This is a genomic window from Microbispora sp. H10830 (genome assembly GCF_014161375.1).
Lineage (GTDB): Bacteria > Actinomycetota > Actinomycetes > Streptosporangiales > Streptosporangiaceae > Microbispora > Microbispora catharanthi.
This window is the reverse complement of record NZ_JABBWX010000015.1, coordinates 190,366-216,871: the sequence shown is the minus strand read 5'-3', so window position 1 is coordinate 216,871 and position 26,506 is coordinate 190,366. Positions and strand designations below refer to the sequence as shown.

19 protein-coding genes are annotated in these 26,506 nt (G+C 71.8%); 6 read left to right on the top strand and 13 right to left on the bottom strand.

The window, feature by feature from the left end; translation table 11 throughout:
• Nucleotides 1-63: 63 nt before the first annotated feature.
• From HHX35_RS32790 to HHX35_RS32775, 4 genes are all read right to left on the bottom strand, one after another.
• Complete coding sequence (locus HHX35_RS32790) at nucleotides 64-1,344, bottom strand: M20/M25/M40 family metallo-hydrolase (protein WP_182902528.1); 1,281 nt, start codon at nucleotides 1,342-1,344, stop codon at nucleotides 64-66.
• A complete protein-coding gene (locus HHX35_RS32785; RefSeq protein WP_310739468.1) occupies nucleotides 1,341-3,167 on the bottom strand; it encodes a prolyl oligopeptidase family serine peptidase in 1,827 nt (608 codons plus the stop codon). Before HHX35_RS32785 ends, HHX35_RS32790 begins: the two co-directional genes overlap by 4 nt.
• A complete protein-coding gene (locus tag HHX35_RS32780; protein ID WP_310739467.1) occupies nucleotides 3,164-4,285 on the bottom strand; it encodes a C39 family peptidase in 1,122 nt (373 codons plus the stop codon). Before HHX35_RS32780 ends, HHX35_RS32785 begins: the two co-directional genes overlap by 4 nt.
• A gap of 118 nt (nucleotides 4,286-4,403) precedes the next feature.
• The gene (locus HHX35_RS32775; RefSeq protein WP_182902526.1) at nucleotides 4,404-5,519 is read right to left on the bottom strand and encodes a DUF5925 domain-containing protein; all 1,116 of its coding nucleotides are present in this window, start codon (nucleotides 5,517-5,519) and stop codon (nucleotides 4,404-4,406) included.
• Between the two features lie 162 nt (nucleotides 5,520-5,681).
• Here HHX35_RS32775 and HHX35_RS44835 point away from each other — a divergent pair, with 162 nt between their 5' ends.
• The 6 genes from HHX35_RS44835 to HHX35_RS32745 all read left to right on the top strand — a co-directional run bounded on the left by HHX35_RS44835 (nucleotide 5,682) and on the right by HHX35_RS32745 (nucleotide 16,660).
• Nucleotides 5,682-6,455 (top strand): N-acetylmuramoyl-L-alanine amidase, encoded by a 774-nt coding sequence (locus tag HHX35_RS44835; RefSeq protein ID WP_182902525.1) that lies wholly within the window; start codon nucleotides 5,682-5,684, stop codon nucleotides 6,453-6,455.
• 409 nt (nucleotides 6,456-6,864) lie between these two features.
• Complete coding sequence (locus tag HHX35_RS32765) at nucleotides 6,865-9,507, top strand: RICIN domain-containing protein (RefSeq protein ID WP_220506157.1); 2,643 nt, start codon at nucleotides 6,865-6,867, stop codon at nucleotides 9,505-9,507.
• 105 nt (nucleotides 9,508-9,612) lie between these two features.
• Nucleotides 9,613-11,469: a methylmalonyl-CoA mutase family protein gene (locus HHX35_RS32760; protein WP_182902524.1), complete on the top strand. Its 1,857-nt coding sequence runs from the start codon at nucleotides 9,613-9,615 to the stop codon at nucleotides 11,467-11,469.
• Nucleotides 11,466-13,607 (top strand): methylmalonyl-CoA mutase, encoded by a 2,142-nt coding sequence (gene scpA, locus HHX35_RS32755; protein ID WP_182902523.1) that lies wholly within the window; start codon nucleotides 11,466-11,468, stop codon nucleotides 13,605-13,607. The genes HHX35_RS32760 and scpA overlap by 4 nt, the downstream gene beginning before the upstream one ends.
• On the top strand, nucleotides 13,604-14,596 hold the full coding sequence (gene meaB / locus HHX35_RS32750; RefSeq protein WP_396781273.1) for a methylmalonyl Co-A mutase-associated GTPase MeaB: 993 nt from the start codon (nucleotides 13,604-13,606) through the stop codon (nucleotides 14,594-14,596). Before scpA ends, meaB begins: the two co-directional genes overlap by 4 nt.
• Before the next feature lie 99 nt (nucleotides 14,597-14,695).
• Nucleotides 14,696-16,660 (top strand): CehA/McbA family metallohydrolase, encoded by a 1,965-nt coding sequence (locus tag HHX35_RS32745; RefSeq protein ID WP_182902522.1) that lies wholly within the window; start codon nucleotides 14,696-14,698, stop codon nucleotides 16,658-16,660.
• Here HHX35_RS32745 and HHX35_RS32740 read toward each other — a convergent pair whose 3' ends face one another.
• From HHX35_RS32740 to efeU, 9 genes are all read right to left on the bottom strand, one after another.
• The gene (locus HHX35_RS32740) at nucleotides 16,661-17,281 is read right to left on the bottom strand and encodes a hypothetical protein (protein WP_182902521.1); all 621 of its coding nucleotides are present in this window, start codon (nucleotides 17,279-17,281) and stop codon (nucleotides 16,661-16,663) included.
• On the bottom strand, nucleotides 17,268-18,863 hold the full coding sequence (locus tag HHX35_RS32735; RefSeq protein ID WP_182902520.1) for a VWA domain-containing protein: 1,596 nt from the start codon (nucleotides 18,861-18,863) through the stop codon (nucleotides 17,268-17,270). The genes HHX35_RS32740 and HHX35_RS32735 overlap by 14 nt, the downstream gene beginning before the upstream one ends.
• Nucleotides 18,860-20,029, bottom strand: coding sequence for a toxic anion resistance protein (locus HHX35_RS32730; protein WP_310739465.1), 1,170 nt, complete (start codon nucleotides 20,027-20,029; stop codon nucleotides 18,860-18,862). Before HHX35_RS32730 ends, HHX35_RS32735 begins: the two co-directional genes overlap by 4 nt.
• Nucleotides 20,030-20,070: 41 nt before the next feature.
• Entirely contained in the window at nucleotides 20,071-21,183 is a 1,113-nt protein-coding gene (locus HHX35_RS32725) for a hypothetical protein (RefSeq protein ID WP_182902519.1), read from the bottom strand.
• Nucleotides 21,184-21,373: 190 nt separating this feature from the next.
• On the bottom strand, nucleotides 21,374-22,555 hold the full coding sequence (locus tag HHX35_RS32720) for an MFS transporter (RefSeq protein ID WP_220506156.1): 1,182 nt from the start codon (nucleotides 22,553-22,555) through the stop codon (nucleotides 21,374-21,376).
• A gap of 43 nt (nucleotides 22,556-22,598) precedes the next feature.
• The gene (locus HHX35_RS32715) at nucleotides 22,599-23,075 is read right to left on the bottom strand and encodes an Rrf2 family transcriptional regulator (RefSeq protein ID WP_182902517.1); all 477 of its coding nucleotides are present in this window, start codon (nucleotides 23,073-23,075) and stop codon (nucleotides 22,599-22,601) included.
• A gap of 46 nt (nucleotides 23,076-23,121) precedes the next feature.
• A complete protein-coding gene (gene efeB, locus HHX35_RS32710) occupies nucleotides 23,122-24,390 on the bottom strand; it encodes an iron uptake transporter deferrochelatase/peroxidase subunit (RefSeq protein WP_310739464.1) in 1,269 nt (422 codons plus the stop codon).
• Nucleotides 24,387-25,523 carry an iron uptake system protein EfeO gene (gene efeO, locus HHX35_RS32705; protein ID WP_182902516.1) on the bottom strand — a complete coding sequence of 379 codons (1,137 nt, stop codon included), beginning with the start codon at nucleotides 25,521-25,523 and terminating at the stop codon, nucleotides 24,387-24,389. The genes efeB and efeO overlap by 4 nt, the downstream gene beginning before the upstream one ends.
• A 15-nt stretch (nucleotides 25,524-25,538) precedes the next feature.
• Entirely contained in the window at nucleotides 25,539-26,381 is an 843-nt protein-coding gene (gene efeU, locus HHX35_RS32700) for an iron uptake transporter permease EfeU (RefSeq protein WP_182902515.1), read from the bottom strand.
• Nucleotides 26,382-26,506 lie beyond the last annotated feature (125 nt).

Below are 26,506 nucleotides of genomic sequence, written 5' to 3'. Positions count from 1 at the left end.
GCACCTCCGGCGAGGTTCTACCCCGCGTCGCCGTCCCTCACCGTCGGTCGGCGCGCTCGCCTTTCACGAGGGCGCGACGAGCAGCCGGTCGAGGACGCGGACGCCGAACTCCAGGCCCTCGACCGGAACGCGCTCGTCGAGACCGTGGAACATGCCGAAGTAGTCGAGGTCCGGCGGCAGCAGCAGCGGCGCGAAGCCGTACCCCCTGATGCCGATCCTGGCGAACCACTTGGCGTCGGTGCCGCCGGTCATGACGTACGGCACCGGCCTGCCGCCGGGGTCCTCGGCGAGCAGGGCGGCGGCGAGCTCGTCGAACAGGCCCTCGGCGGGGGAGGAGACGGCCTCCTCGAAGCTGACGAACTCGCGGGTGACCTTCGGCCCGAGCAGCCGGTCGACGGTCTCCAGGAACTCGTCGCGCTGCCCCGGCAGGAACCGGCCGTCGACGTGGGCCTCGGCCGTGCCGGGGATGACGTTGACCTTGTATCCCGCGTCGAGCATGGTCGGGTTGGCCGAGTTGCGCAGCACGCCCTTGAACAGGGCCGCCGCGCGGGGGATCCGCTCGATCTCCTCCTCCAGCCGGTCGACGTCGATCGGCCGGCCGAGCGCCCGCGCCAGCTCGTCGATCAGCCGGGCCACCTCGGGCGTCAGCCGTACGGGCCAGGAATGGTCGGCGAGGCGGGCGAGAGCCCGGGCGAGCTCGGCCACGGGGTTGTCCACGGCGGGCTTGGAGCCGTGACCGGGCACGCCGCGGGCCGTGAGGCGCATCCAGGCGGTGCCGCGCTCCCCGACGGCCACCGGGTAGATGCGGACGTCGCCCTCATACCAGGAGAAGCCGCCGGACTCGCTGATCGCCTCCGTGCAGCCCTCGAACAGGTCGCGGTGCCGCTCGACCGCGTGGCCCGCGCCGTACTCGCCGGTCGACTCCTCGTCGGCGAGGAACGCCAGCACGAGGTCGCGCCTGGGGCGCACGCCCCTGCGCGCGTTCTCGCGGGCCCAGGCGAGGGTCATGGCGAGCGTGCCCTTCATGTCGACCGCGCCCCGGCCGTGCACGCAGCCGTCCTCGATCTCCCCGGAGAACGGGTGCGTACGCCACTCGGCCGGGTCGGCGGGCACGACGTCGAGGTGCCCGTGCAGGAGCAGCGCGTCGGGGCTTTCGCCGGGGATGCGCGCCACCACGCTGGTGCGGCGCGGCGCCGACTCGAACACCATCGGCTCGATGCCGACCTCGGCGAGCAGGGACGCCACGTATTCGGCGGCCCGCCGCTCGCCCGGCCCGTCGCCGGACCCGTCGTTGGTGGTGTCGATCCGCAGCAGTTCCGAGCAGATCGCCGCGACCTCACTCACAACATCCCACCTTCCAGCTTCAGGGGCGGGACCTCGGGCGTCGGAAAGCCGAAGACGATCCCGTAGAAGGCCAGCTCGGCCTCCAGGGCCCGGACGATGGTCTCCTCACGCCGCCACCCGTGCTGTTCCCCCTCGAACGTGAGGTACGCCCACCGGTGCCCGTGGCGGGCCAGCGCTGCGGCGAAGCGCTCCGACTGTGCGGGATCGACCACCTTGTCTTCCAGACCGTGCAGGAGCAGGGCCGGGCCGGACGCCCGTTCCGCATGCAGTTCGGGGGACCTGTCCGCGTAGCGCCGCCGGGTCTCGGGCAACGGGCCGATCAGCCCGTCGAGGTAGCGCGACTCGAAGTCGTGCGTCTCCGCCGCCCAGTGTTCGGGGTCGGAGATGCCGTAGTGGGACACCGCGCCACAGAAGACGTCGCTGTGGACGAGCGCGGCCATCGACGTCCAGCCGCCCGCGCTGCCGCCTCTGATCGCCACCTTCTCCGCCCGCCCGCTGTCCAGCAGCCACCGCGCCACCGTCTCGCAGTCGCGCACGTCCACCACGCCCCAGCTGTGGCGCAGCCGCTCGCGGTAGGCCCGGCCGTAGCCGGTGGAGCCGCCGTAGTTGACCTCGGCGACGCCGATGCCCCTGCTGGTGAAGTACGCGATCTCCAGGTCGAGCACCGGCGGGGCCGAACTCGTCGGCCCGCCGTGCACGAACACCACGTACGGCGCTGGCCCGCGGCCCGCCGGGGCGTACAGGTGCGCGTGGACCCCCTCGACGGTCACCGCCTCGGGCGTCGGCAGCTCCACGTCCTCGGGCACCGGCTTGCCCGGGGACAGCACTTCGTGCGCCCCCGTCTCCAGGTGGACCCGCACCACCTCGTACGGCCGGTGGGGCGAGGCCGCGACGCCCACGACATGGGAGCCCCGGGCCGACAGGGCGGACGCCCAGTAGGTGTAGCCGCCGCCGACGTCGCGTACGGAACCGGCCTTGGCCGGGTCGTCGAGGACCCCGAGCCGCCGCTCGTCGGCCGTGCCGTACACGGTCGCGATCCGCCCGTCCGCGACGGCGAAGAACGTGGCGCCGATCTTCCAGGTGGCGTCGCCGAACTCCAGCGGCACCGGGGTCAGGTCGCGCGCCGTGCCGTCCAGGCCGACGAGGTGGATGTTCCACCAGCCGGTGGGGTCGGTGACGGCGTACAGGCTCTCGTCGTCGTGCCACTCGGCCTGGCAGGTGGACGCGCCGGACAGCAGGACGCGGTGGGGGCCGCCGTCCACGGATCCGACGCAGAGCTCGGTGGCGTCCCAGGGCATGTCCGGGTGGTTCCAGCCGATCCAGGCGAGCGACCGCCCGTCCGGCGAGACGCGCGGGTTCATCAGGAAATGATGGGTCTTCACCACGCTGCGCAGGGGGGAGCCGTCCAGCGGCACAGCGACGATGTCGCGCTCGCCGTTGCGTGCGTCGCCCCGCTCGCGCACGCACCACACCTCGTCGCCGTGGACGACGAGGTCGGCGTAGCGGGCGGGCTCCTCGGGGGTGAGCGGGACCGGCTCCCCGCCGGGGGAGCACAGGTAGATCCGGCCGTCCGCCCAGTTGGTGAACACCAGACGGCCCTCGTGCGCGCGCCAGGACCGCCCGCCGTACTCCATGACCCGGTTCCTGGCGTTCCAGCCCTGCGGGAGCACGTCCTCGATCACACCGTCGGCCCTGCGCCGCACCACGCAGCGCCGGCCGCCCTCCCGCGGGCGCGGCTCGTCCCACCAGACCTCGTCTCCGGAGGTCTCCACCCACAGCGGGCGGTCGTCCACCCGCGCGACGTCGACGGCCCGAATGGTCACCAGTTCCCCCCGGAGTCTGGAAGCGGAGTGCCGGGCGGATGCACGATGTGCGCGATCCCCCCGCTGCTCGTGGCGCGCAGCCAGACGCTCTCGAACGCCGCGCGGGGATATACCCGCCGCACGCCGCCGTCGTCCGGCGCGGCCGGATCGTTCGCGATCACGTCGCCCTCCGCCGTGAATCCGGTGACGACCATGATGTGCCCGCCCGTGGAGTATCCGGCACCGGGAAGCTCGTGATCGCGGAACGCCTGAGAGGTGATCACCGGGATCCCGGCGGCGATGAACCGCTCCAGCTCGGCCAGCGAGCGCAGCCGCGTGACGAAGCCGTCCAGTCCGTACCGTCCGGCGTACGCGACGCCGAAGGGCCAGTTGCCGGTGCCCTGGTAGCTGTGGTCGTACATGTCGCGCGCGGCGTGGTCGACCGCCGGGCACGGGTCGCCGGGGGTCACCCAGGCGAGGTCGGCCGGTGCGGGCCCCAGCCCCCAGTAGCCCAGCACCATCGTGAAGGACGCGGGGCTGCACCAGGACTCCCCGCCGCCGTCCCACTGCGGATAGTGCCCCACGTGGACCTTCTGCGAACGGCGCGGCACGTCGAGCTCGATCGCCCGCGGCCCCGGCGGGCCGCCTCTGCCCGCCTGCCCCACCGCCGAGGCCATCACGGTGAGCGAGCGCATGCCGCCGCCGCTGCCGTACAGGGTGGCGCGGACGCGGTACGACGTCACGGGGCGGGCGGCGACGAAGGTGTCGACGGCGACGTCCCCGTCGGCGTCCCCCTGGCCGGGCAGCGACGTGCGGTGGATGTCGGCGTCGGTCTCGGCCCACCGGCCCATGACGTACCACTTGGTCAGGTCGCCGGTGACGGTCCTCGCCTGGAGCTCGATCTCCAGCCAGGCGCCGGGCGGCGCGGCGGCCGTCCACGACGGCACCAGTTCGGTGGCCGCGAAGCCGATCTCCCGCTCGGGGGACGTCCAGCGGGTGTAGGGCCACTCCCGCTCGCCGCCGGGAGCGAACGGATCCAGATATTTCGCCGTCCCCGCCTCCCGGGCCTCGACGGACCACCGGTGGAGGACGACGGGGCTCACCTGGGGGCTCGGTCCGGCCGACAGCAGGGTGACCACCTCGCCGATTGTTGTTACCGCCCCGACCTGGCACATCGGATGGTTTACGTATCCGACACATGGGACGCTACGCCATCGGCGACCGTGCTCCGTGCGGCCGGTCAGATCGTGCGGCCGGTCAGAGATAGAGGCCGGTGGCGGGGGCGGGTTCGGCGGCGGCCGGGCGGCCGTCCCGCAGGGCGAACAACTCGGCCAGTGTCGCGCCGCCCGCGCCCGCGCACCCGGCGCCCAGCCACTCGGCCGCCTGCCCGGCGTCGAACCGGCCGACCTCGATCTGCGCCAGGCACCGTCCGGGCCGTACGACGGCCGGATGGAGCCTGCTGAGGTCCTCGTTGGTCGTGATGGCCACGAGCACGTCCCTGCCCTGGCCGAGCAGCCCGTCGGTCAGGTTGAGCAGGCGTGACAGGCCCTGGCCCGTCGACTGCTTGGCCTCGGCGCGGATCAGTTCGTCGCAGTCCTCCAGGACGAGCAGCCGCCAGCGCGGCTTCTCGTCCTCACCCGGGCCGTCCCAGCCGACGGCGACGTCCATCAGGTAGCCCGGGTCGTTGAACAGCAACTCGGGGTCGAGCACGCAGTCGACCTGGCACCAGGACGCCCACTCGCGCGCGAGCGTGCGCAGCAGCGTCGTCTTGCCGGTGCCGGGCGGGCCGTGCAGGAGGACCAGCCGGCCCGACACATCGGCCGCGGTCGTCGCCATGAGGGCGTCCAGGCGGCCGACGGCCGCCGTGGGGTAGTTCCTCCTGATCTCCCGCCATGAGGAGGTCGTGATGGGCTTGGCGGAGCGGTGCGGCCCGTGGCTCGACCTCCACCAGAAGCCCATTCGCACGTGGTCGGCGTCGGGAGCCGCCTCCTCCGCGTTCCTGGTCGCCTGCTCCAGAACCGAGCCGGCCAGTTCCTCGCTCACCGCCGTGGCGGTGAGCGTCGCCGACCGGTTCGCGCCGCGGACCACCCGCAGCGTCCATCCCTCGCCCGCGATCAGCCGGGTCTCGTACCCGTCGGTGTGCTGGGCGACGCGCAGCAACCGGCCGCCCTCGGCGGTCAGCGGGGCGTCGGCGCGGACCCGGCCGAGGCTGGTGGTGCGGGACCAGGGCTGCTCGCCGGTCGCGAACGGCGACAGCGCCATGGCGTCGATCACGTCGGCCGGGCTGTCGGTGTCGTCGAGCCAGATCCGCATCGGCACCGGCGGTGGGGGCGTGGAGTGAGGAGAGAAGTCGACCTCCTTGAGAACGGACATACGGCGATGATCTCGACGTACGACTCGCTCTGTCGAATGGATTTATGGGCCTATTCAGTTTGCTTGCCGTTTAAGCAGTTTCATATGGGCAAAAGGCAGTACCTGCTGGGGCGTTACCGCTACGCTCGGTGTCCAGTCGTACGGTTTTCAACGGAGAGCACTGTGGCCATCGATCTCGTGTCCCGCGCTGAATGGGGCGCGCGTCCTCCCAGGGGCTCGTACTCGTCGCTGACCTCCACGCGCGGCGTGAAGGTCCACTACACCGGCGGCCGGGTGGACCCGGGTATCGTCACCGACCACGCCAAGTGCGTGGCCATGGTGAAGTCCATCCAGAACTTCCACATCGACGGCAACGGCTGGATCGACATCGGGTATTCGATGGTGGCCTGCCCGCATCGGAAGGTCTTCGTCGGCCGCGGGCCGGGACACCTGCCGGCCGCCAACGGCCCCGGCCTGAACTCCGGCCATTACGCCGTGCTCGGTCTCGTCGGCAACGCCGGCCTGATCCAGCCGACCGACGGCATCCTGCACGCGATCCTGGACGCGGTGGAGTATCTGCGCGCCAAGGGCGGCGCGGGCAAGGAGATCAAGGGCCACCGCGACGGCTACTCCACCGACTGCCCCGGCGACCCGCTGTACGCCTGGATCAAGAAGGGCGCGCCGCGTCCCGGGACCACCCAGCCGGAGCCGGAGCCCGAACCGGAGCCCACGCAGCAGTGGCCCGGCCGCCTGCTCAGATACCCGCCCGTGATGCGCGGCGACGACGTGCGCGCCTGGCAGGCCCGGATGAAGGAGTTCGGCTACGACATCGCCGTGGACGGCGCGTACGGGCCGGACTCCCAGGACGTGTGCCGCAGGTTCCAGAAGGACCGGCATCTCGACGCGGACGGCATCGTCGGCCCCGAGACCTGGAACGCCGCGTTCGCCACGTCCTGAGGAGCCCGGCTCAGGGTCGGGGAGGACCATGCCCGACTGTCCGATGGCATCGAATCGAGTCGTCGGCACAAGCCCGGCGCAGTCCGGATGTTCCTGACGCATGCGCCGGCGGCTGTAAAACATGGAACCACTGACACATCCCATGTGCGAGGCATCCGACGCGGTCTGAAAGTTGCATCGCAGCCGAAACACGTCTGGTGAATCGGCTGTAGTGGAACCGCATGCCTGAATTGATCCCATCTCCGCTGCACCGCGAGCCTTGACGGGAGGGCCCCCGGGGCTTACGTGTGATGTCCGGACATTTCGTCGAATCGATACGACATCCCCATCACCAGGAGACAGCGTGCCCCCACTGAAGCGGAGCGATCCCTCCTCCCGTCCTCGACGTCCGGCGAGCAGGTGGCCGACTGTGCTGGCGGCCTTCCTGCTCGCGATGATCGGGGCTCAGCCGGCTGTGGCGGCACAGCAGTCCGCGCCGTCGGAGTCCACCGCGACGGTTGCCGCCGCCGCTGGGGACATCGACGGCGTCACCGCGGGCAATGCCGCGATCGCCTCGGTCGATCTCGCCGGGACGTGGAGCTTCACCCCGGCGGGCCGGTCGACGACGTCGATCAAGGTGCCCGGAGGCGGCTGGTACAAGCAGGGCTTCACGGATGTGTCCCAGGCGGTGTACTCGCGTACGGTGACGGTGCCGGACTCGGGGCAGCCGCAGTCGACATGGATCGAGTTCGGCGCCGTGAACCACCAGGCGACCTTGTCGGTGGACGGCCGGGTGGTCGCGACGCAGACCACGGCCTTCACCCCGTCGAAGTTCGACATCAGCGCCTACGCCGCCCCGGGCACCACCCATACGATCAGCGTTGACGTGAAGGGCCGCGGCGCGCTGAAGAACCCGGCGAACGGCAAGTACATCGTGCCCGTGGCCGCCGACTGGTCCGAGGCGGTCCCGCAGGGCATCTACCGCTCCGCGTTCCTGCGGGTGTATCCGGCCGTGTACGTCAGCGACACGTTCATCCGCACGTCGGTGGCGAATCAGACCCTAGGCTACGACGTGTGGGTGACCAACACCTCGAGCAGCGCCCGATCGGTGACGCTGACCGGCGAGCTGTCCTCTGACGGCGGCGGGACGTTCGGTTACCCGGCGCTGCCGTCCCGCACCGTGACCGTGGGGGCGCGGTCGACGGCCAAGGTCACGGTCGATTCCGTCGCGTGGAACCTCGGCGCCGCCTCGTACTGGTGGCCGAACGTCCCCTACCGGCCGGGCTATCGAGCCCAGCTTCACCGTCTCAAGGTCCACGCGGCGACCGACGACGGCCGCACGAGTGACGCGACGTACCGGTTCGGGTTCCGGGAGACCACCCAGAACGGCGAGTACTACTTCATCAACGGCGTCAGGGTGAACTTCCGCGGTGACAACCTGCAGGGTGCCGACTACGACCGGGTCGACTACGGAGGCAAGGGCGACGCCTACGACACGCTGCCCGGCTTCCTCCCGCCTTCGGCGGGCAACGGCGGCTGGCCGCAGGCCGTTGACAACTACCAGCGGCTCAACTACAACATGGTGCGCATCCACCAGGAGCCGGCAAGCCCGTACATGCTCGACGTGGCCGACGAGACGGGCCTGATGATCACCGACGAGACCGGCGTCCGCGGCAGCGCGCAGGACTTCGTCGCAGGGCACGACCACATGGTCGCGCACGCCCGCGCACTCACGGTGCGGGACCGCAATCACCCCGCAGTCATCCGCTGGAGCCAGGCCAACGAACCGACCTTCGGCAACGACTCCGAGCAGTTCGAGCAGGATCTCTACGCGGCGATGAACGGCAACGACGGCACCCGCCCGGTCAGCCTTGACGCCGCGCCCGGTGCCGACTCGCCCAGCCGGTACCCGAACATGAGGTACGCCAACTTCGCGATCTTCTCGCACTACCTCGACGGCGTCGGACAGTACGGGGAGCGGGTGGCCTCCGTGACCGGCCGCCCCGACGGCGAGGGCGAGTACGTCTGGAACAAGTGCAACACCAAGCAGGGCTTCATGTGGTTCGCCACGGCGACGGCCGCCAAGCGGGGCAAGGACGCCGCCGACCTGCGCCCGTACACGCTGCTGTCCGCGTGGGCCGGTTTCGTGCCCGGCGTGCGTACGACGGACTTCGTGCCGGAGGAGGGCGGCCATCCGCTCTACGGTGCCGACAACCTGTCCGATCCCTGGAACAACCCCCAGATCCAGCGCGTCCAAGCCGCGTTCAACCCGGTCGCGGCGATCGACCTGCCCTACTGGTCGGCGTCCGGGGTCTCCGACGCCAACGGCGACTTCCCGCTGCCGCAGGCCGTGAACGCCTACGCCTACAACGCCTCCGTGACCCGCAACATCACCGTCTTCAACGACGACCTGCGCGACACCTCCGTCGGATTCTCCTGGTCGGCGCGGCTCGATCGGCCCGACGGCCCCGTCGTCGCGTCGGGGCAGACCACACTGAACATCCCACTCGGCTCGCGGGCCACGCAGCCGGTCACCTTCACCGCACCGGCGAGCGGCTCACGCGTGTACCTGGTCCTGACGACCACCAAGTCGGGTGCCACGACGTTCACCGACGCGGTCGAGTACTTCACCCTCGGGTCCGGTTCGGGCGGCCCGGTGTCGGGCGCGGCCTACCGCATCGTCAACCGCAACAGCGGCAAGCCGCTCGCCGTGGCCGGCGGCTCCACGGCCGACGGCGCCAAGGCCGTGCAGCAGACCGGCGCCGCCGCGTGGACCGTCACCAGCGGTCAGGGCGGTGCGTACACCCTGCGCTACGTCCCCACCGGCAAGGTCCTCGACGTCAACGGCAGCAGCACGACCCAAGGGCTGCAACTGCAGCAGTGGACCGCCAACGGCGGCGCCAACCAGCTGTGGTACCTGCGGCCCACCGGCGACGGCTATTACACGATCGTCAGCTACAGCAGCGGGCTGTTGGCGGACGTGTATGGCGCGTCGACCTCCGACGGCGCCCAGGTCGTGCAGTGGGCCGCCAACGGCGGCGCCAACCAGCAATGGCAGTTGGTCCCGGCCTGAGACCACCCGGGGACGGCCCGGCCACGGCGGCCGGGCCGTCCGCGTTGTCCACAGACCGGGACCCCGGAGCCCCGAGGCCGGGCCGGTGCATTTAGCATCCGGTTCATGACGGTGCCGCCTGTTGAACTCGACGATCTCGCCGATCCCGCAGCGGGGTTCCCGCAGGCCACGCGGGAGCAGTGGAGGACGCTCGCGGCCGAGGTGCTGCGCAGATCCGGCTGGGACGGTTCGCCGGACGAGGCCGAGGCCGCCCTGACCACCGCGACCTACGACGGGGTGGCGGTCGCCCCGCTGTACGACGCCGCCGACCTGCCGGCCGCGCCGCGGACGACGCGTGCGCCGGGCCCGTGGGATGTGCGCCAGCGGCACGCCGACCCCGATCCGGCCGCGACCCGGGAGGCGATCCACGCCGACCTGGAGAACGGCGTCACGTCCCTGTGGCTCGATCTGAACGCGATCGACCCGGCCGCGCTGCCGGCCGTGCTCGACGGCGTCCTGCTCGACCTCGCCCCGGTCGTCCTCGACGCCGGCCCGCGTACGGCCGAGGCGGCGGAGGCGTTCCTGCGCCTGGTCGAGGGGGTGGCCGGCGGGGTGGCCGGCGGGGTGGCGCTGCCCGGGGGCAATCTGGGCGCCGACCCGATCGGGCTGGCGGCCCGCACCGGCGCGACCGCGGACACCGGCGCCGCCGTGGCGCTCGCCCGCCGCTGCGCCGCGGATCATCCCGGCCTGCGGGCGATCACCGTCGACGCGCTGCCGTACCACGACGCGGGCGGCGCCGACGCCGAGGAGCTCGGCTGCTCGGTCGCGACCGGCGTCGCCTACCTGCGGGCGCTGACCGATGCCGGCCTGACCGCCGAGCAGGCGTTCGGGCAGCTCGAGTTCCGCTACGCCGCGACCGCCGACCAGTTCCTCACCATCGCCAAGCTCCGGGCCGCACGACGGCTGTGGGCGCGGGTCGCCGAGGTCACAGGGGTCGCGCGGGAACCCGGCAGGCAGCATCAGCACGCGGTCACCTCGTCGGCGATGATGACCGTCAGGGACCCCTGGGTGAACATGCTGCGCACGACCGTGGCCTGCTTCGCGGCCGGGGCGGGCGGGGCGGACGCGGTGACCGTGCAGCCGTTCGACGCCTGCCTCGGGCTGCCCGACGCGTTCGCCCGCCGCATCGCCCGCAACACCCAGTCGCTGCTGGTGGAGGAGGCGAACGTCGCCCACGTGGCCGACCCGGCCGGCGGCTCCTGGTACGTGGAACGGCTCACCGACGACCTCGCCGCCCGGGCCTGGGAGTGGTTCCAGGAGATCGAGCGGGCCGGCGGCATGGCGGCCGCGCTGGAGCGGCTGGTTCCCGAGCGGCTGGCGGCGACCAGGGCCAGGCGCGCGGACAACCTCGCCCACCGCCGCGACCCGATCACGGGGGTCAGCGAGTTCCCCGACCTGAAGGAGAGGCCGGTGTCCCGGCGGACCGGCCACGGGCTCGCCGCGACGTCCGGCGGTGTGTCCGGTGTGTCCGGTGGGGCGCCGGGTGGGGGACTGCCGGTGATGCGCTACGCCGAGGAGTTCGAGGCGCTGCGCGACCTCGCCGACGCCCAGCCGAGCCGTCCCACGGTGTTCCTCGCCACGATCGGGCCCGTCGCCGCGCACACCGCGAGGGCGACGTTCGCCGCCAACCTGTTCGCGGCGGGCGGCGTCGCCACCGTCACCAGCGGCCCGGGCACCGACCCGGCCGCGATCGCCGCGGCCTTCCGCGACTGCGGCACCCCCGTGGCCTGCCTGTGCTCCGGCGACCGGCTGTACGGCGAGCACGCCGCGGCGGTCGCGGCGGCGCTGCGGGAGGCCGGGGCGCGCAGGGTCTGGCTGGCCGGGAAGGGGGAGTATGAGGGGGTGGACGCCACCCTGTACGCCGGCTGTGACGCGCTCGGGGTGCTCCGCGCGACGTTCGACGATCTGGGAGTGGACCGATGATTCCGGATTTCTCGGAGATTGACCTGGGGCCGGGCGCCCCGGCGGCGGACATCCCCGACGGCCCGGCCTGGGAGCCTCCTGTGTGGGAGACGCCGGAGGGCATAGCGGTCAAGCCGTTCTACACGGCGGCCGACCTGGAGGACGGCCCGTCCCTCGAGACCTACCCGGGCGTCGCTCCCTTCCTGCGCGGCCCGTACCCGACGATGTACGTCACCCAGCCGTGGACCATCCGGCAGTACGCCGGGTTCTCCACCGCCGAGGAGTCCAACGCGTTCTACCGGCGCAACCTGGCGGCCGGGCAGAAGGGCCTGTCGGTCGCCTTCGACCTCGCGACCCACCGGGGCTACGACTCCGACCACCCCCGCGTCGCGGGCGACGTCGGCATGGCGGGCGTGGCGATCGACTCGATCTACGACATGCGGCAGCTGTTCGACGGGATCCCGCTCGACCGGATGAGCGTGTCGATGACGATGAACGGCGCGGTGCTGCCGATCCTGGCGCTCTACATCGTCGCGGCCGAGGAGCAGGGCGTCACGCCCGACAAGCTGGCGGGGACCATCCAGAACGACATCCTCAAGGAGTTCATGGTCCGCAACACCTACATCTACCCGCCGGACCCGTCGATGCGGATCATCTCCGACATCTTCGAGTACACCTCCAAGAAGATGCCGAAGTTCAACTCCATCTCGATCTCCGGCTACCACATCCAGGAGGCCGGGGCGACCTGCGACCTGGAGCTCGCCTACACGCTGGCCGACGGGCTGGAGTATCTGCGAGCCGGGGTCCAGGCGGGGCTGGACATCGACGCGTTCGCGCCGCGCCTTTCGTTCTTCTGGTGCATCGGCATGAACTTCTTCATGGAGGTCGCCAAGCTCCGCGCCGCCCGGCTGCTGTGGGCCCGCCTGGTGAAGGGCTTCGGCCCGCGCAACCCCAAGTCGCTGTCGCTGCGCACGCACAGCCAGACCTCCGGATGGTCGCTCACCGCGCAGGACGTGTTCAACAACGTCGTACGGACCTGCGTCGAGGCGATGGCGGCCACCCAGGGCCACACCCAGTCGCTGCACACCAACGCCCTGGACGAGGCGCTCGCGCTGCCGACCGACTTCTCGGCGCGGATCGCCCGCAACACCCAGCTTCTGCTCCAGCAGGAGTCGGGCACCTGCCGGGTGATCGACCCGTGGGGCGGCTCCTACTACGTCGAGCGGCTGACCCGGGAGCTGGCGCGGGCGGCCTGGGGCCACATCCAGGAGGTCGAGCGGGCCGGCGGCATGGCCAGGGCCATCGACCAGGGGCTGCCCAAGATGCGCATCGAGGAGGCGGCGGCTCGCACCCAGGCCCGCATCGACTCCGGCAGGCAGCCGGTGATCGGCGTCAACAAGTACCGCCCCGAGGCCGACGAGCCGATCGAGGTGCTCAAGGTCGACAACACGGCGGTGCGCAACCAGCAGATCGACAAGCTCCGCAGGCTGCGCGAGGAGCGCTCGGCCGCCGCCGTCAACGAGGCGCTGGAGGCGCTGACGAAGGGCGCGGCCGGCGGGGACAACCTGCTGGAGCTCGCGGTGAACGCCGCCAGGGCCAAGGCCACGGTCGGGGAGATCTCCGACGCGCTGGAGAAGGTCTTCGGACGGCACGCCGCGCAGATCCGTACGATATCGGGCGTGTACCGCGCGGAGGTGGGCGGCGCCGCGGACCGGGTCCGGGAGGCGTGCGCGCAGTTCGAGAAGGCGGAGGGCCGCCGGCCCCGGATCCTCGTCGCGAAGATGGGCCAGGACGGTCACGACCGGGGCCAGAAGGTGATCGCGAGCGGCTTCGCCGACCTCGGTTTCGACGTCGACGTCGGTCCGCTGTTCCAGACGCCCGAGGAGGTCGCCCGGCAGGCCGTCGAGGCCGACGTGCACGTGGTCGGGGTCTCCTCGCTGGCGGCCGGGCACATGACGCTGGTGCCCGCGCTGCGGCAGGCGCTCGGCGACCTCGGCGCGGAGGACATCATGATCGTGGTCGGCGGGGTGATCCCCCCGGGCGACGTCGAGGAGCTGCGCACCGCGGGCGCCTCGGCGATCTTCCTGCCCGGCACGGTGATCGCCGACGCCGCCCTGGAGCTGCTGCGCGAGCTGTCCGCCCGGCTGGGTCATCGGTGATCGCATCGGTGATCGAGGACTACGTCAAGGGCGTGCTGTCGGGCGACCGGCGGTGGACCGCCCGGGCCATCACGCTGGTGGAGTCGACCAGAGCCGATCACCGGGAGATGGCGCAGCGGCTGCTGGTCGAGCTCACCCCGCATGCGGGCAAGGCCCGCAGGGTGGGCGTGTCCGGGGTGCCAGGGGTCGGCAAGTCGACCTTCATCGAGGCGCTCGGCACCCATCTCACCGGGCAGGGGCACCGGGTCGCCGTCCTGGCCGTGGACCCCTCGTCGCGGCGCTCGGGCGGCAGCATCCTGGGGGACAAGACCCGGATGGCCAGGCTGTCGGCCGATCCGAACGCCTTCATCCGGCCGTCCCCCACGGCCGGGACGCTCGGCGGCGTGGCGAAGGCCACCCGCGAGGCCATCGTCGTCGTGGAGGCGGCGGGCTACGACATCGTGCTCGTCGAGACGGTCGGGGTCGGCCAGTCGGAGACCGCGGTCGCCGACATGGTCGACACCTTCCTCCTGCTCACCCTCGCCCGCACCGGGGACCAGCTCCAGGGGATCAAGAAGGGCGTGCTGGAGCTGGCCGACGTCATCGCGGTCAACAAGGCCGACGGGGAGCACGAGACGGCCGCGCGCAAGGCGGCGCGTGAGCTGTCCGGGGCGCTGCGGCTGCTGCGCTCGGCCACGCCCGTGCTGACCTGCAGCGGCCTCACCGGCGCCGGGCTGGAGGAGCTGTGGGCGCACGTCGTGCGCCACCAGGAGGGCGCCGACCTCGCCGCCAGGCGCAGCCGCCAGCAGGTCGAGTGGACGTGGGCGCTGGTCAGGGAACGGCTTTTGGCCATGCTCCGCGACGCCACCGCGGAGATCGCGCCGGAGATCGAACGACAGGTCCTCGACGGCACCCTCACCCCGGCGCTGGCGGCCGACCGCATCCTGGCGGCCTTCCTGCCCACGGACGCCTCTCATGACACCCGGGGGATCACCTTTCCTCCCGGGTGAGAAAGATCGCTACCCGTGTGACCGGGAATGCACTGTTGCACGTTTTCCCCGGCCGAAACCGTGCCACCATGTGGCCGCTTTCGATTACGGGGAGGTGCGATGAACCACGATCCGATGATGCCGCCGCAGGTGGAACGCGCTCTGCGGGAGTATCGGGCGTTACTGTCCGCACATGGGATGACCTGGGGAGAGCCGCCGCTGGGCTACGTCCGGATGATGCCGTTCCTGCGGTTTCCCGAGGAGGCCGACCGGATGAGCATCAGGCCCGACCTCGACGCGGAGTTCCGCGACACTCTGGCCGGCGAGGTCCCCCGGGGCCTGGTGGCGCTGCGGCTGACCGCGGACGGCCACCGGCTGAAGCACCGCCTGGAGCACGGCCCGGCCCGGCCGCTGCTGTCGCCGGGGCCGGTGCCCGTCATCCTGCTGGTCGACTCCGCGCTGCCGCACCCGGCGGAGGTGATGGCCGACGGCGTGCCGTACGGGATCGCGGCGGGCGGGGCCAGGCTCCTCGACGTGACGACCGCGACCATGCTCACGGTGGACGGCGAGGAGGTGGACCTGTCGGGGCTGACCCGGCCCGCACCGGCCGCGCGGCTGCGGTTGCGCGCGGGATTCCCGTGCCGGTGGAGCGTCACGTCGGCCGACGGCCAGGGGTGGTATCCGGAGGGAGCGCCGGAACGGCGCGACAACGACGACAGGCCGTTCTTCCACGGCGACGACATCGTGCTCGCCGTGCCCTGCGAGCCGGTCACGATCCGGGTCACGCGCGGCATGGAGTACGGCATCGCCGAGACGACGGTCGTCCCCAGGACGGGGGAGGAGACGCTGGTCGGGCTCGCGCCGCAGCGGCTGTACGACGCCGCCGCCCGCGGCTGGTACGGCGCCGACCTGCACGTCCACATGAACTGGGCGGGCGACCTGGTCGCCGTCCCGGCGGAGGCGGCCGCCGCGCAGCTCGGCGAGGACCTGCACGTGCTCAACCTCGTCGCCGGGAACGTCGCGGGGGACCGGGTCTACGACCGGGAGGCGCTCCAGCACTGGGCCGGGCGCGACCTGCCGTGGTCGGACGCCGGGCACGTGGCCCGGATGGGTGTGGAGTATCGCAACGACCTGTTCGGGCACGTCCACGTCTTCGGGGTGGCCGCGCCGCCCGCCGTCTACCACACGGGCTTCGGCGCCGACGCCGACTGGCCGCCCAATGCCACGGTCTGCGGCGACCTGCGGGAGCCGCGCGCGGTCCTGGGGTACGCCCACCCCTTTCACGGCCCGGTCTCCTCCCCGGAGGACGTGGCCGCGAACGGGACCAGGAACTGCAGCGGCCGCGCCCTGGTCGTCGACGCCGCCCTCGGCCTGGTCGACGGAGTGGAGGTGCTGCACTTCGGCGACCTGTCGCCCGCGCCGGGAACCGCCGAGGTCTACCGGAGGCTGGTCGGCGCGGGCAACCGCCTCGCCGCGCTCGCCGGAACCGACACCATGCTGTCGTTCACCCGCCAGGACACGGTCTCCAGCCCGCCGGGCTGGGAGCGCGTCTACGCACGCGTGGACGGGCCGCTCAGCGCCGAGTCGTACGCCGAGGCCGTACGGCGGGGCCGCACGTTCGCCACCACCGGCCCCTGGCTGGAGCTGACGGTGAACGGCCTGGGGCCGGGGGACACGCTCGCCCTGGAGGGCGGCGAGACGGTCGCGATCCGGGCCAGGGCCGTCGGGCCGGAGGTGGAGCGCATCGAGATCAGGACCGCGGCCGGCGTGCTCGCCGAGGGGCCGGGCCACGAGATCACCGCGTCGCTGTCCGTGGCGGACGCCACCTACGTGGTCGCCGTGGTCCGCGGCGGCCCTCATCCGCGCTCCCCGCGCGGCCGCGCGTACGCCCACACCAGCCCGGTCTACCTCGACGTGCGGGGGCGGCATGTGGCAAGAGAGGAGGACGTGCGCTGGTGCCTGCGGTGGCTCGACCTGCTCGACGAGCTGGTCAGGGCCAGGGCCCGCCTGCGGACCCGGGCCCAGCTGCGCGACCACCTGGACCTGATCGAGAAGGCCAGGGCGGTGTACGAAGCCCGCTTGTGACTACAGGTCGAGCGACGAGCCGCCGAAGCGGTCCCGCAGGAACCGGCCCTGATCCCTGAGCGCCTGCTCGTCCCCCTGGTAGACGGCCTCCGCGATCGCCGACACCCCCGACTCCAGCAGGCCGAGCTGGGCCATCAGCTCCTCGTGCGCGCTGCGCTCGCGCGATCCCCGGCGGGTCAGCGCGTACGACCTCGGCAGGTTGGCGTACGCCTCAAGACTGGTAGGCAGGTAGTCGCGGACGGCCTGGGAGACGACGTGCAGGTGGTCGGGGGCGGAGGTGAGCGCCTCGGCCCTGGCCAGCACGCCGCGGAGGATCGCGGCGAGGTCGCCGACCTTGGCCACGACGTCCTCGGGGAAGCGGGGCGGCGACACCTTGGCCACGAGGGCGTCGAGGTCGTCCCGCAGCGCCCGCGTCTCGACCTCGGCGTGGGAGATCGTCAGCCGCACCCGGTCGGGCGGGGTGAGCAGCGCGCCCACGCCGTACAGCCCGGCGACGACCACCGGCCACAGCGAACCGGCGAGGCCGAGGAAGTGCAGCCCGAGGCCACCGAGCGCGAGGGCGGAGCCGACGATGTTCCGCGTCGAGCCGAGGTAGGACAGGATCCGGTCACTGGTAGCCACGGATCTCCTTGAACGCCGAGGCGAGCGATGCCTGCCGGGCGTCGAACACCGCGCCGCCGGTGAGCGTGGCGACCTGGCGCATCTCGGCCACGTCGCTGTCGCCGAACAGCACCACGAACGTGGGGATCCGGGTGCCCAGGGTCCGGTAGAAGCCGGCGAAGTCCTCGTAGGAGGAGCCGTCGGTGTTCTCGCCGTCCGTCATGAGCACGACCGAGGTGAAGTCCTCGCCGCCCTGCCCGCCGCCCTGCCCGCCCCTGACCGTCTCGTATGCGTCGTGCAGGCCGTCGTAGATCGCGGTGCCGCCTCTCGCCGTCAGGACGTCGCCGTACGCACGGATCCGACGCAGGACGGCCGCGGGATCGTGTTCCGGCACTGTGAACGTGCTCGCCGGGCCGGCCACGGTGCTGAACGGCAGCAGCGTGACCGTCTCCCTGTTGCGGAACCGGGAGAACTGGCCGGAGGCCGAGGCGTCGGCGCCGGTCAGCGCGGTGAGCGCCTGCTTGAGCGCGTCGATGCGGTCGCCCTCCATCGACCCGGAGGTGTCCAGCACGAACACCGTGCGCGACGGGCGGCGCACCTGGTTGAGGTACGCGTTGATCAGCGCGTCGGCGGCGCTGCGGCGGTTGGGGAAGGGCAGTTCCAGCAGCGGGGCCGTGCCGAACCTGGCGTCGGGCCGCACCTCGGGCACGATGGGCCGCCGCGCCGTGGTCGTCATGATCTCGCGCTGCACCCCGGGTGTGCGCAGCCAGGCCGCCAGCTTGCCGTACAGCTCCTTCTTGGCGGAGGAGGCGAGCAGCGTCAGCGGGTAGTCGGCGGTGACGACCCCGTCGCCGGGATAGACCAGCGTGAGCGGCTCGCCGGAGGCGGTGCGCAGGCCGAGCAGCACGGACTCGTAGTTGATCAGCCCGTCCACGTCGGTACGCCGCCGGAAGGCGTCGGCGAGCCAGCCGGAGGAGCCCGCGGTGAGGGTCTGCGCGGAGAAGAACCCGGTGAGCCGGGGGGTGACGGCCGTGACCTGGGCCTGGTCGAGCGCCTCGCCCGCGTCCGACAGCGCCGCCGCCACACCGACCAGGGCGGAGAAGCCCGAGTTCGACGACGCGGGGTTCGTCATGCCGAAGGTGAAGCGGTGTTTCCTCGCGGCCTCGCCGATGTCCGTCCAGGTCGCCTGGCCGGTGTCCCAGCCGAGTTCGCGGGCCTTGGCGCGACTGAGGCCGAGCACCACGGGCGAGACCATGATCTTGGTCTGAGTGGACAGACGCGCGCTCGCACCGTCGATCAGGGACAGATAGCGGTTGGAGGAGAACCAGACCGCGTCGTAGCGGCCGTCCGCGCCGCCGTTCGCCACCTGCTCGGCGCCGTCCAGCGTGCCGGTGTAGGAGAGCGACACCTTCACGCCCGCCGCGCCGGCCGCCTTGGCGAGCAGCGGCTCCAGGTCCTTGATCTCGCTGCCCGCGAGGACGCGCAGCACGTCAGGGCCGTCTTCCGGAGGGGTGTCCCCGCCCGCGCCCGAGCAGGCGGCGGTGACGGTGAGCGCCAGGGCCAGCGGCAGCGCCAGGGCGGCGGCCGTGATCGCTCTCCTCATGACCCCGCCTCGTCGCCGCGGCGGGATCGCTCCAGATAGGCGCGGGCGTGGTCGAGTTCCGCGGTCAGGTTGTCGACGGTGACGGCCATGCTCTCCACGGCCTTGGCCTTGAAGCCGTCGATCATGTCCATCGTCGAGTAGACATTGTCGAACGCCTTGCTCAGCGCCTCCATGCTCACCGTCGTGGCGGCGGCCTGGGTCTGGATGTCTCCCGCCTGGGTGCGCAGCATCTCGCTGGTCGCGAGGATCAGGTCGGAGGTGGTGGTGTTCAGCGCCGTGATCTGGTCGAGCACCAGCTTCTGGTCGGCGAGGGCCTGGGCCACCGTGACGGCCGTGCGCAGCGCCGCGATCGTCGTGGTGGTGGCCCGCTCCACCCCCTTGATCAGCTCCAGGTTGTTCTTGCGCACCAGATCCAGCGCGAGGTAGCCCTGGGCCGACACGGCGAGCTGGGTCAGCAGGTCCTGGTGCTTCTGGCGCACGCCGAACAGCGCGTCCGACCGCAGGGCGTTCGCCTTCTCGGGGTCCGTGAGCTCGATCTGGTCGATCCGTCCCTGCAGCTCCGCGTCGAGCGCCGCCGCCAGCACGGCGTACTCCTGGAGCTTCGTCATCGACTCCCAGAGGTTCGCCTTCTCGCCCTCGATGGCGGCGTTGTCCTTACGCAGCTCGTCCTGCCCGGACCTGAGCGCCCGGATGATGTCGTCGATGTGCTTTTGCGCGCTGCGGTACTTGGCGAAGTAGTCGCGCAGCCGGTCGCCGAACGGGATGATCCCGAGCAGCCGCCGGGTGCCCGCGGTCGCCTGCTTGGGGTCGAGGTCGACGATCGTGCGGCGCAGCGCGACGAGCTGACCGGCGACCCGCGCCTGGCCGTCGGCGCCCTCGCCCTCGCCCTTGGCCGAGGCCAGCGCCGCGACCGGGCGCTTGAGCATCCGGTTGGCCACCTGGGAGGAGGCGCGGATCTCCGAGTCGCCCATCGAGGTGATGTCGTGCACCTTCCTGGTGAACTCCGGCGACCGGTGGTCGAGCGTGGTGAGCTCCTCGGCGAAGCCGGACGCCTTACGGGCGAGTTCGGCGCCGCGCTCGCCGGGAAGCGGCAGCATGCCGGCCGCCTTGTCGGCCGGCACCGCCGCCACCGGGGTGGGCGGAGTCAGCACCAGATCTTCGGACACGGGTGTCCTCTCTTCCTGGGACTCTTCCTGAATAACCGGGGTCAGGACGACGGCTTCGCGCCGGCCAGGTAGCTCCGCTCGATGGTCGAGACGAGGTCTTCCAGCCGGTCGTAGGCGGGCGGCTCGACGACGTCGACCAGGCTTCCGGCGATCGGGGCCTTCGTCTTGGTCACCAGATTGGCGAAGACCTTGGGATCGGCGGTGCGGAAGCCGTATCTCGCGGCGAGACGGGCGAACTCGGGATCCTCCTGCAGCAGCCGCCCGACCTCCGCGGCCCGGTCGGTGAGCGGGACGAGTGTGTGCTTGCTGAGCACGGTCGGCGCGGGGTAGATCAGCCGCATGTCGGGCCGGATCGCCCCGCCGCCCGCGAACAGCCGCGCCGCGTACTGCGCCTCGTAGATCACCACCATCGGCGTCTTGCCGATCCCCAGCGCGAGGTAGTCCTCGAACGGCGCCTCGGTGGAGGACTCCGAGTAGCCCTGGTCGAGGAACAGCGGGGCGACCGTCCGCGCCACCTCGGCGACCTGCGCCCGCGAGGTCACGACGTCGTCGCCGTTGGCCACGTAGCTGGTCGCCGCGAGGTACATGGCGGCCGAGTTCGACGTGCGGACGTCCGTGGTGGTGAGCAGGACCCGCTTGCGGGCACGATAGGAGGCGTTGCCCGGCAGCGTGTCCCAGCGGGTGCCCTTCGCGACGAGGCCGAGGAACCTGCGCAGGTCGAGGACCTGGTAGCCCGCGCCCGAGTCGTGGACCACGCCCGCCTTCGCGAGCACGTCCACGATCGGCTGGAACGTCGCGATCGCCATCGGCGAGTAGAACGGCGAGTACGTCCGCGCGATCCTGCGCGACTGCCTGATCTTCTCGGCGGCCGGGACGCTGGAGGGAAAGGCGAAGTCGTATGGGCGCAGGTCCACCGTGGTCGCGATTTCGCGGGATCCCGCGGTGTCGACGTCGACCCGCAGTCCGTGCCTGGCGAACGCCGCCCTGACCGCGGGATCGTCGAAGAAGGGCTTCTTCTCCGAACCGATCACACCGCGGACCGTGGTGAGCGTCCGCTGCTCACCGCCGCCGTCCCCGCCGTTGCCCAGCAGGAGGGCGAGGACGACGGCGGCGCCCAGCGCCAGCGCCAGCCCGACCCCGATCCAACGCTTCATTCATGCTTTCCTTCGCCCCGTGGCCCTGATCCCCGTATTCCGGATTATGGGAGATAGCGGGAATGGGCGAGCGAGAGGAGAAGGGTGCGGCTGAGAATTCAGGAAATGTTCATTGTGGGGTAATAAATGGGAGTAGCGACGATTTGATGCCGAGAATACTGCTATATCACCTTTTGTCGCCCCGGCGGCGTCAGCGGTACCGGCGGGTGACGCCCAGGTAGGGCAGGCACACCAGGGCCAATCCCGCGCAGACGGCGAGCGCCACGGGCGGGCCGACCGGAAGCAGAGCGCCGGCCAGCGCCGTGCCGAGACCGATCCCGGCGTAGAGGGCCGAGGAGTTCAGGCCGACGACCACGGCGGTCTCCCGGGGCGCCGCGTTGATCAGCCGGACCTGCTGCGCCGGGGTCTGGAACCAGGTCGCCGCGCCCCAGGCCGCCATCAGCACGGCGGTCAGCGGCAGCCAGTGTGTGCCCGCCCCGGCCGCCCACGCGGAGACGGCCAGCGTCACGGTGAGCACGGCGAACCCCACGGCCTGCACGGGGATGGGCCCGCGCCGGTCCACCATGGCGCCCGCCACCAGGTTGCCCGCGACCGCGCCGACGCCGTACAGGAACAGCAGCCAGGTCTCCGCCCGCGCTCCGGCCCCGAGCGCGCGCATCACGGGAACGGCGAAGGCGTAGAGCCCATAACTGGCGGCCAGGCCGAGCACGGTCAGCGGCAGCACCGCGACCACCCCCGGCTGCCGCAGCGCCGCCAGCCGTTCCCGCAGCGGGATGCGCGGGTTACCGGGCAACGCGGGCATCGCGGCGAACACGCCCAGCGCGCAGACGGCGCACAACGCCGCGACCAGGCCGAGCGCCGAGCGCCAGTCGAGGATCTTCCCGGCCAGGTTGCCCAGGGGCACGCCGAGGGCGGTGGCGACGGTCAGGCCGCCGACCACCACGGCCAGCGCCCGGGCCCGCTGCGCGGGCGCGACCAGCGACGCGGCCACCGCGCCCGCGTTCGGGGTGAACGCGGCGGCGCCGGACGCGGCAAGCACCCGCGTGACCATCAGCGCGCCGAAGTTCGGCGCGAGCGCCGAGGCGAGGTTGGCCAGGGCGAGCACGGCCAGGGCGCCGACCAGCAGGGCCCGGCGCGGCATCCGGGCCAGCGCGGTGGCCAGGACGGGCGACAGCACGGCGTAGGCGATGGCGAACGCCGTCGCCGACTGCCCGGCGGTGCTCTCCGTCACGCGCAGCGAGTGCGCCATCGCGGGCAGGAACCCGGCCACCACGTACGCGTCGGTCCCGACGGCGAACGTCCCGAGGGCCAGAACGAGGGTCGAGCCGAGCCCTCGCAGCGTGGCCTCGCGGGAGCTAATCGGGACATTCAAGGTCCCTGTTTTGTCCATGAGAATGCTCCGTGCCAGGTGGGAATCAGTCGGTCATGCGGCCGTAGTTGCGGCGGGTGCGCGCCGCGCCCGCGGGGGCCTGCCCCATCAGGTCGGCGATCGTACGGCCGGCCAGTTCGCGCCGCCACGCCAGCTCGGCCTGGCGCATGAGGCTGGAGATGCCGCAGGGCCGGTCGAACTCGGCGCCGGCGTCACGCCCGCTCGCTCCGCGCTTGCGGATCTCCGTGCAACGGAACGCTTCGAGCGGCCCCTCCACGGCGGTGACGACGTCCATCACCGTGATCCGATCGGGTGGGCGGGCGAGCGACCAGCCGCCCCGGACGCCGGGAGTGGAGGTGAGGATCCCGGCGCGGGCGAGTGGCTGCAGTCGCTTCTTCAGGTACTCCTGCGGCAGGTCGAACCAGGCGGCCAGCCGGCGGATCGACACGGGGGCCTGGTCGTCGAGCCAGCCCAGCGTCACGCAGCAGTGCAGCCCCCACTCGACGCCCTCGCCCATCCGCATAACCGGGACTATACACGTCCCGGTTCTCGCGGAGGCGGCGGAGATGTCAGGCGAACAGCGTGCGGCCCCAGTAGTCGCCGCCGTCGGTCACCCCCGGCGGGCAGGCGAACAGGCCGCTGGAGACGTGCTTGATGTACTCGTTCAGCGCGTCCTTCTGGGACAGCATCCGCTGGATGGGGACGAACTGCTTGCGAGGGTCGCGCTGGTAGGCCATGAAGAACAGGCCGGCGTCGAGCCGCCCGAGGCCGTCGGATCCGTCCACGAAGTTGTAACCGCGCCGCAGCAGCCGCGCGCCGCCGTGGGCGTCGGGGTGCGCGAGCCGTACGTGGGCGTTGCCGGCGATCACGGGCGTGCCGTCCGGGCCCTTCTTGGCGAAGTCCGGCGCGTCGAACTCCCCGTGCCCGGTGAGCGGCGCGCCCTTGCCCTTGTCGCGGCCGAAGATGGCCTCCTGCTCGGCCAGCGGGGCGCGGTCCCAGGTCTCGATGTGCATCCGGATCTTGCGGGTGACCAGGTAGGTGCCGCCGTCCATCCAGGCGGGGCCGTCGCCGGGCGCGGCCCACAGGTGGTCGCGCAGCATGGCGGTGTCTTCGAGCTTGAGGTTGTTGGTGCCGTCCTTGAAGCCCATGAGATTGCGCGGCGTCGCCTGCGCCCGCGAGGTGGACGAGGTGCGCCCGAACCCGAGCTGCGAGTAGCGGACGGAGACCTTGCCGAAGCCGATCCTGGCGAGGTTGCGGATGGCATGCACCGCCACCTGCGGGTCGTGCGCGCACGCCTGCACGCAGATGTCCCCGCCGGAGATCTCGGGCTGCAGGTCCTCGCCGGGGAAGGCGGGCAGGTCGGCCAGCGCGGGCGGCCTGCGGTCGCCGAGGCCGAACCGCTCGTCGAACAGCGACGGGCCGAAGCCGACGGTCAGCGTCAGGCCGGAGGCCGGCAGGCCGAGCGCCTCACCGGTGTCGTCCGGCGGCGCCTCGGGCGCCCCGCCCACGGCGCCGAACGTGCCGGCGTCCTTGCCCTGGGTCATCCGGGCCGCGGCGGCGGTCCACTCCTGGAGCAGCTCCACCAGGTCGGCCTTGTTCTTCGTGATCACGTCGAACGCCACGAAGTGCAGCCGGTCCTGGGCAGGAGTGGTGACGCCCGCCTGGTGCGGGCCGTAGAAGGGCACGGGGTCGGAGGCCGAGGCCGCGTGGGCGACCGGCTCCTCCGCGAACGACCGGGTGACGACGGCGCCCGCCCCGACGGCGGCCACGCTCGCCGCGCCGAGGCCGAACAGCCGCCTGCGGCTGATCCCCTTGCCTGCTGTGCTCTTCCGGGTCACCGGGCCACCACCGAGGCTACCTTGCTGATCGGCTCGGCCAGGGCGTTGATCGCGTCGGACAGCGCCCTGAGGTCGTCCTTTGACAGGTCCGTGTGCAGCTTCCAGCCGTCGCCGCTGCGGTGGGCGGCGAGCGCGTTCTCGGCGTCGGCGAACTTCGCGTCGAGCGTCTTCACCAGCTCGGCGTCGCGCTCCTCCAGCACCGGGCGCAGCGCCTGGACGGCGGCCTTCGAGCCCTGCACGTTGGCGTCGAAGTCCCACAGGTCCGTGTGCGAGTAGCGGTCCTCCTCGCCGGTGATCTTGCCGGTGGCGACCTCGTCGAGCAGCCCCTTGGCGCCGTTGGCGAGCTGCACGGGGGACAGGTCGACCGTCGCGGCCTTCGTCACGATCGTGTTCACGTCGGTCATCAGCTTGTCGGCGATCGGGCCGTCGCCGCCGACGTCCTTCTTGACCCACAGGTCCTTCTCGATGCGGTGGAAGCCGGTCCACTCCTCGCCGTCGGGCACATCGTTCTCCCGCGCGTCGATGGCCGGGTCGAGATCGCCGAAGACCTCGGCGACCGGCTCGATCCGCTCCCAGTAGGTGCGGGCGACCGGGTAGAGCTCCTTGGCCTTGGCCACGTCGCCGGCCTTGACGGCCTCGGTGAACTCCTTGGTCTTGTCGAGCAGCGTGTCGGACTGGCTCTTGATGTAGCGCTTGTAGCTGGCCACGGCCTCGGCGAGCTTGGCGTCGCCGGTCAGCGGCTTGTGCTCGCCGCTGACCTTGAGGGGGCCGCGGATGCCCTTGCCGGTCATCCCGGGCTTGCAGGCGGTCTCGTACACGCCCGGCGGAAGTTCCACCACGACCTCGCGGGTCAGGCCGGGCACGATGTTCTCGACCTCGCCCATGACCCGGTCGCCCGTCGCATAGACGTAGAACTCGGTCACCTTCGTGCCGTTGTTGGTGATCGAGAAGGTCGAGGTGCCGGCGGCCAGGTCGGACTTCGCCACCTTGCACTCGGTGTCGGTCGCGGCCACGGTGATCTTCCCGTCGCCGGCCGCGGTCGCCTGGGTCGTGGTGCCGGAGCCCGCGGACGAGCATGCGGTGAGACCGGCGAGGGTCAGCGCGGCGGCGGCCAGGACGGTGGGGGTGCGCATTTCGGTGGACTCCGGTCAGGAAGCGGGCTGGGGAGACTTGGAGGCGGGGCTCGCCGGCGTCTTGGCCGCGGGCCGCAGGAACAGGATGAGGACGGGAACCAGGTAGACGACCCAGGCGACGGCCTCCAGCACGCTGGGCTGCGGAGTGATGTTGAACATCCCGCTCAGCAGCGTCGAGTACCAGGCGGTGGGGTCGAGCACCCCGCTGATGTCGAAGGCGTGGGTGTTCAGACCGGGCACCAGTCCCGACTCCTGCAGGTCGTGCACGCCGTACTTGAAGATCCCGGCGGCCACCAGGACCAGCAGCAGGCCCGTCCAGGTGAAGAACTTCGTGAGGTTGATCCGCAGGGCGCTGCGGTAGAGCCCCCAGCCCAGCGCGACGGCGGTGAGCAACCCGAGCGTGATGCCGATCAGCGGGCTCGCGCTGCTGGTCGCGCCCTGGACGGCGGCGAACCACAGCAGCGCGGTCTCCAGTCCCTCGCGGGCGACGGACAGGAACGCCACCACGACCACGGCGGTGGCCCCGAGTTCCAGGGCCGCGCCCATCTTCTCCCGCAACTCGCCCGACATCTTGCGGGCCGCCGTGCGCATCCAGAAGATCATGAAGGTGACGAAGACGGTGGCCGCCAGGGATGTCACGGCGTCGAACATCTCCTGCTGCTGCGTGGCGAGGTGGGCCGCGGTGAAGGTCAGCAGCGCGCCGAATCCGACGGAGAGGAGGACGGCGACGCCGACGCCGGCCCAGACCATGGGCAGCCGCTCGCGGCGGTCGCTCTTGACGAGGAAGGCCACCAGGATGGAGACCACAAGAGAGGCCTCAAGGCCCTCTCGAAGGCCGATGAGGTAACTCGCGAACACATCGTCCTCCGGACGGTCGGTAAGCCTAACCTAACTTAGGGCAGGTTCACCTTACCGACAAGGTCCCGAACCCGTGGAGCGGGGTAGGTCTTTTGTCACCTTCAGGGACGGGTGAGACTACGGCC

What these genes read in the sequence shown, in the direction of transcription:
- HHX35_RS32760 (WP_182902524.1), top strand. Translation starts at nt 9,613, where the DNA reads ATGACGGTGCCGCCTGTTGAACTCGACGATCTCGCCGATCCCGCAGCG.
- HHX35_RS32715 (WP_182902517.1), bottom strand. Translation starts at nt 23,075, where the DNA reads ATGCGGATGGGCGAGGGCGTCGAGTGGGGGCTGCACTGCTGCGTGACG.
- HHX35_RS32775 (WP_182902526.1), bottom strand. Translation starts at nt 5,519, where the DNA reads ATGTCCGTTCTCAAGGAGGTCGACTTCTCTCCTCACTCCACGCCCCCA.
- scpA (WP_182902523.1), top strand. Translation starts at nt 11,466, where the DNA reads ATGATTCCGGATTTCTCGGAGATTGACCTGGGGCCGGGCGCCCCGGCG.
- HHX35_RS32725 (WP_182902519.1), bottom strand. Translation starts at nt 21,183, where the DNA reads ATGAAGCGTTGGATCGGGGTCGGGCTGGCGCTGGCGCTGGGCGCCGCC.
- HHX35_RS32745 (WP_182902522.1), top strand. Translation starts at nt 14,696, where the DNA reads ATGAACCACGATCCGATGATGCCGCCGCAGGTGGAACGCGCTCTGCGG.
- efeO (WP_182902516.1), bottom strand. Translation starts at nt 25,523, where the DNA reads ATGCGCACCCCCACCGTCCTGGCCGCCGCCGCGCTGACCCTCGCCGGT.
- HHX35_RS32735 (WP_182902520.1), bottom strand. Translation starts at nt 18,863, where the DNA reads ATGAGGAGAGCGATCACGGCCGCCGCCCTGGCGCTGCCGCTGGCCCTG.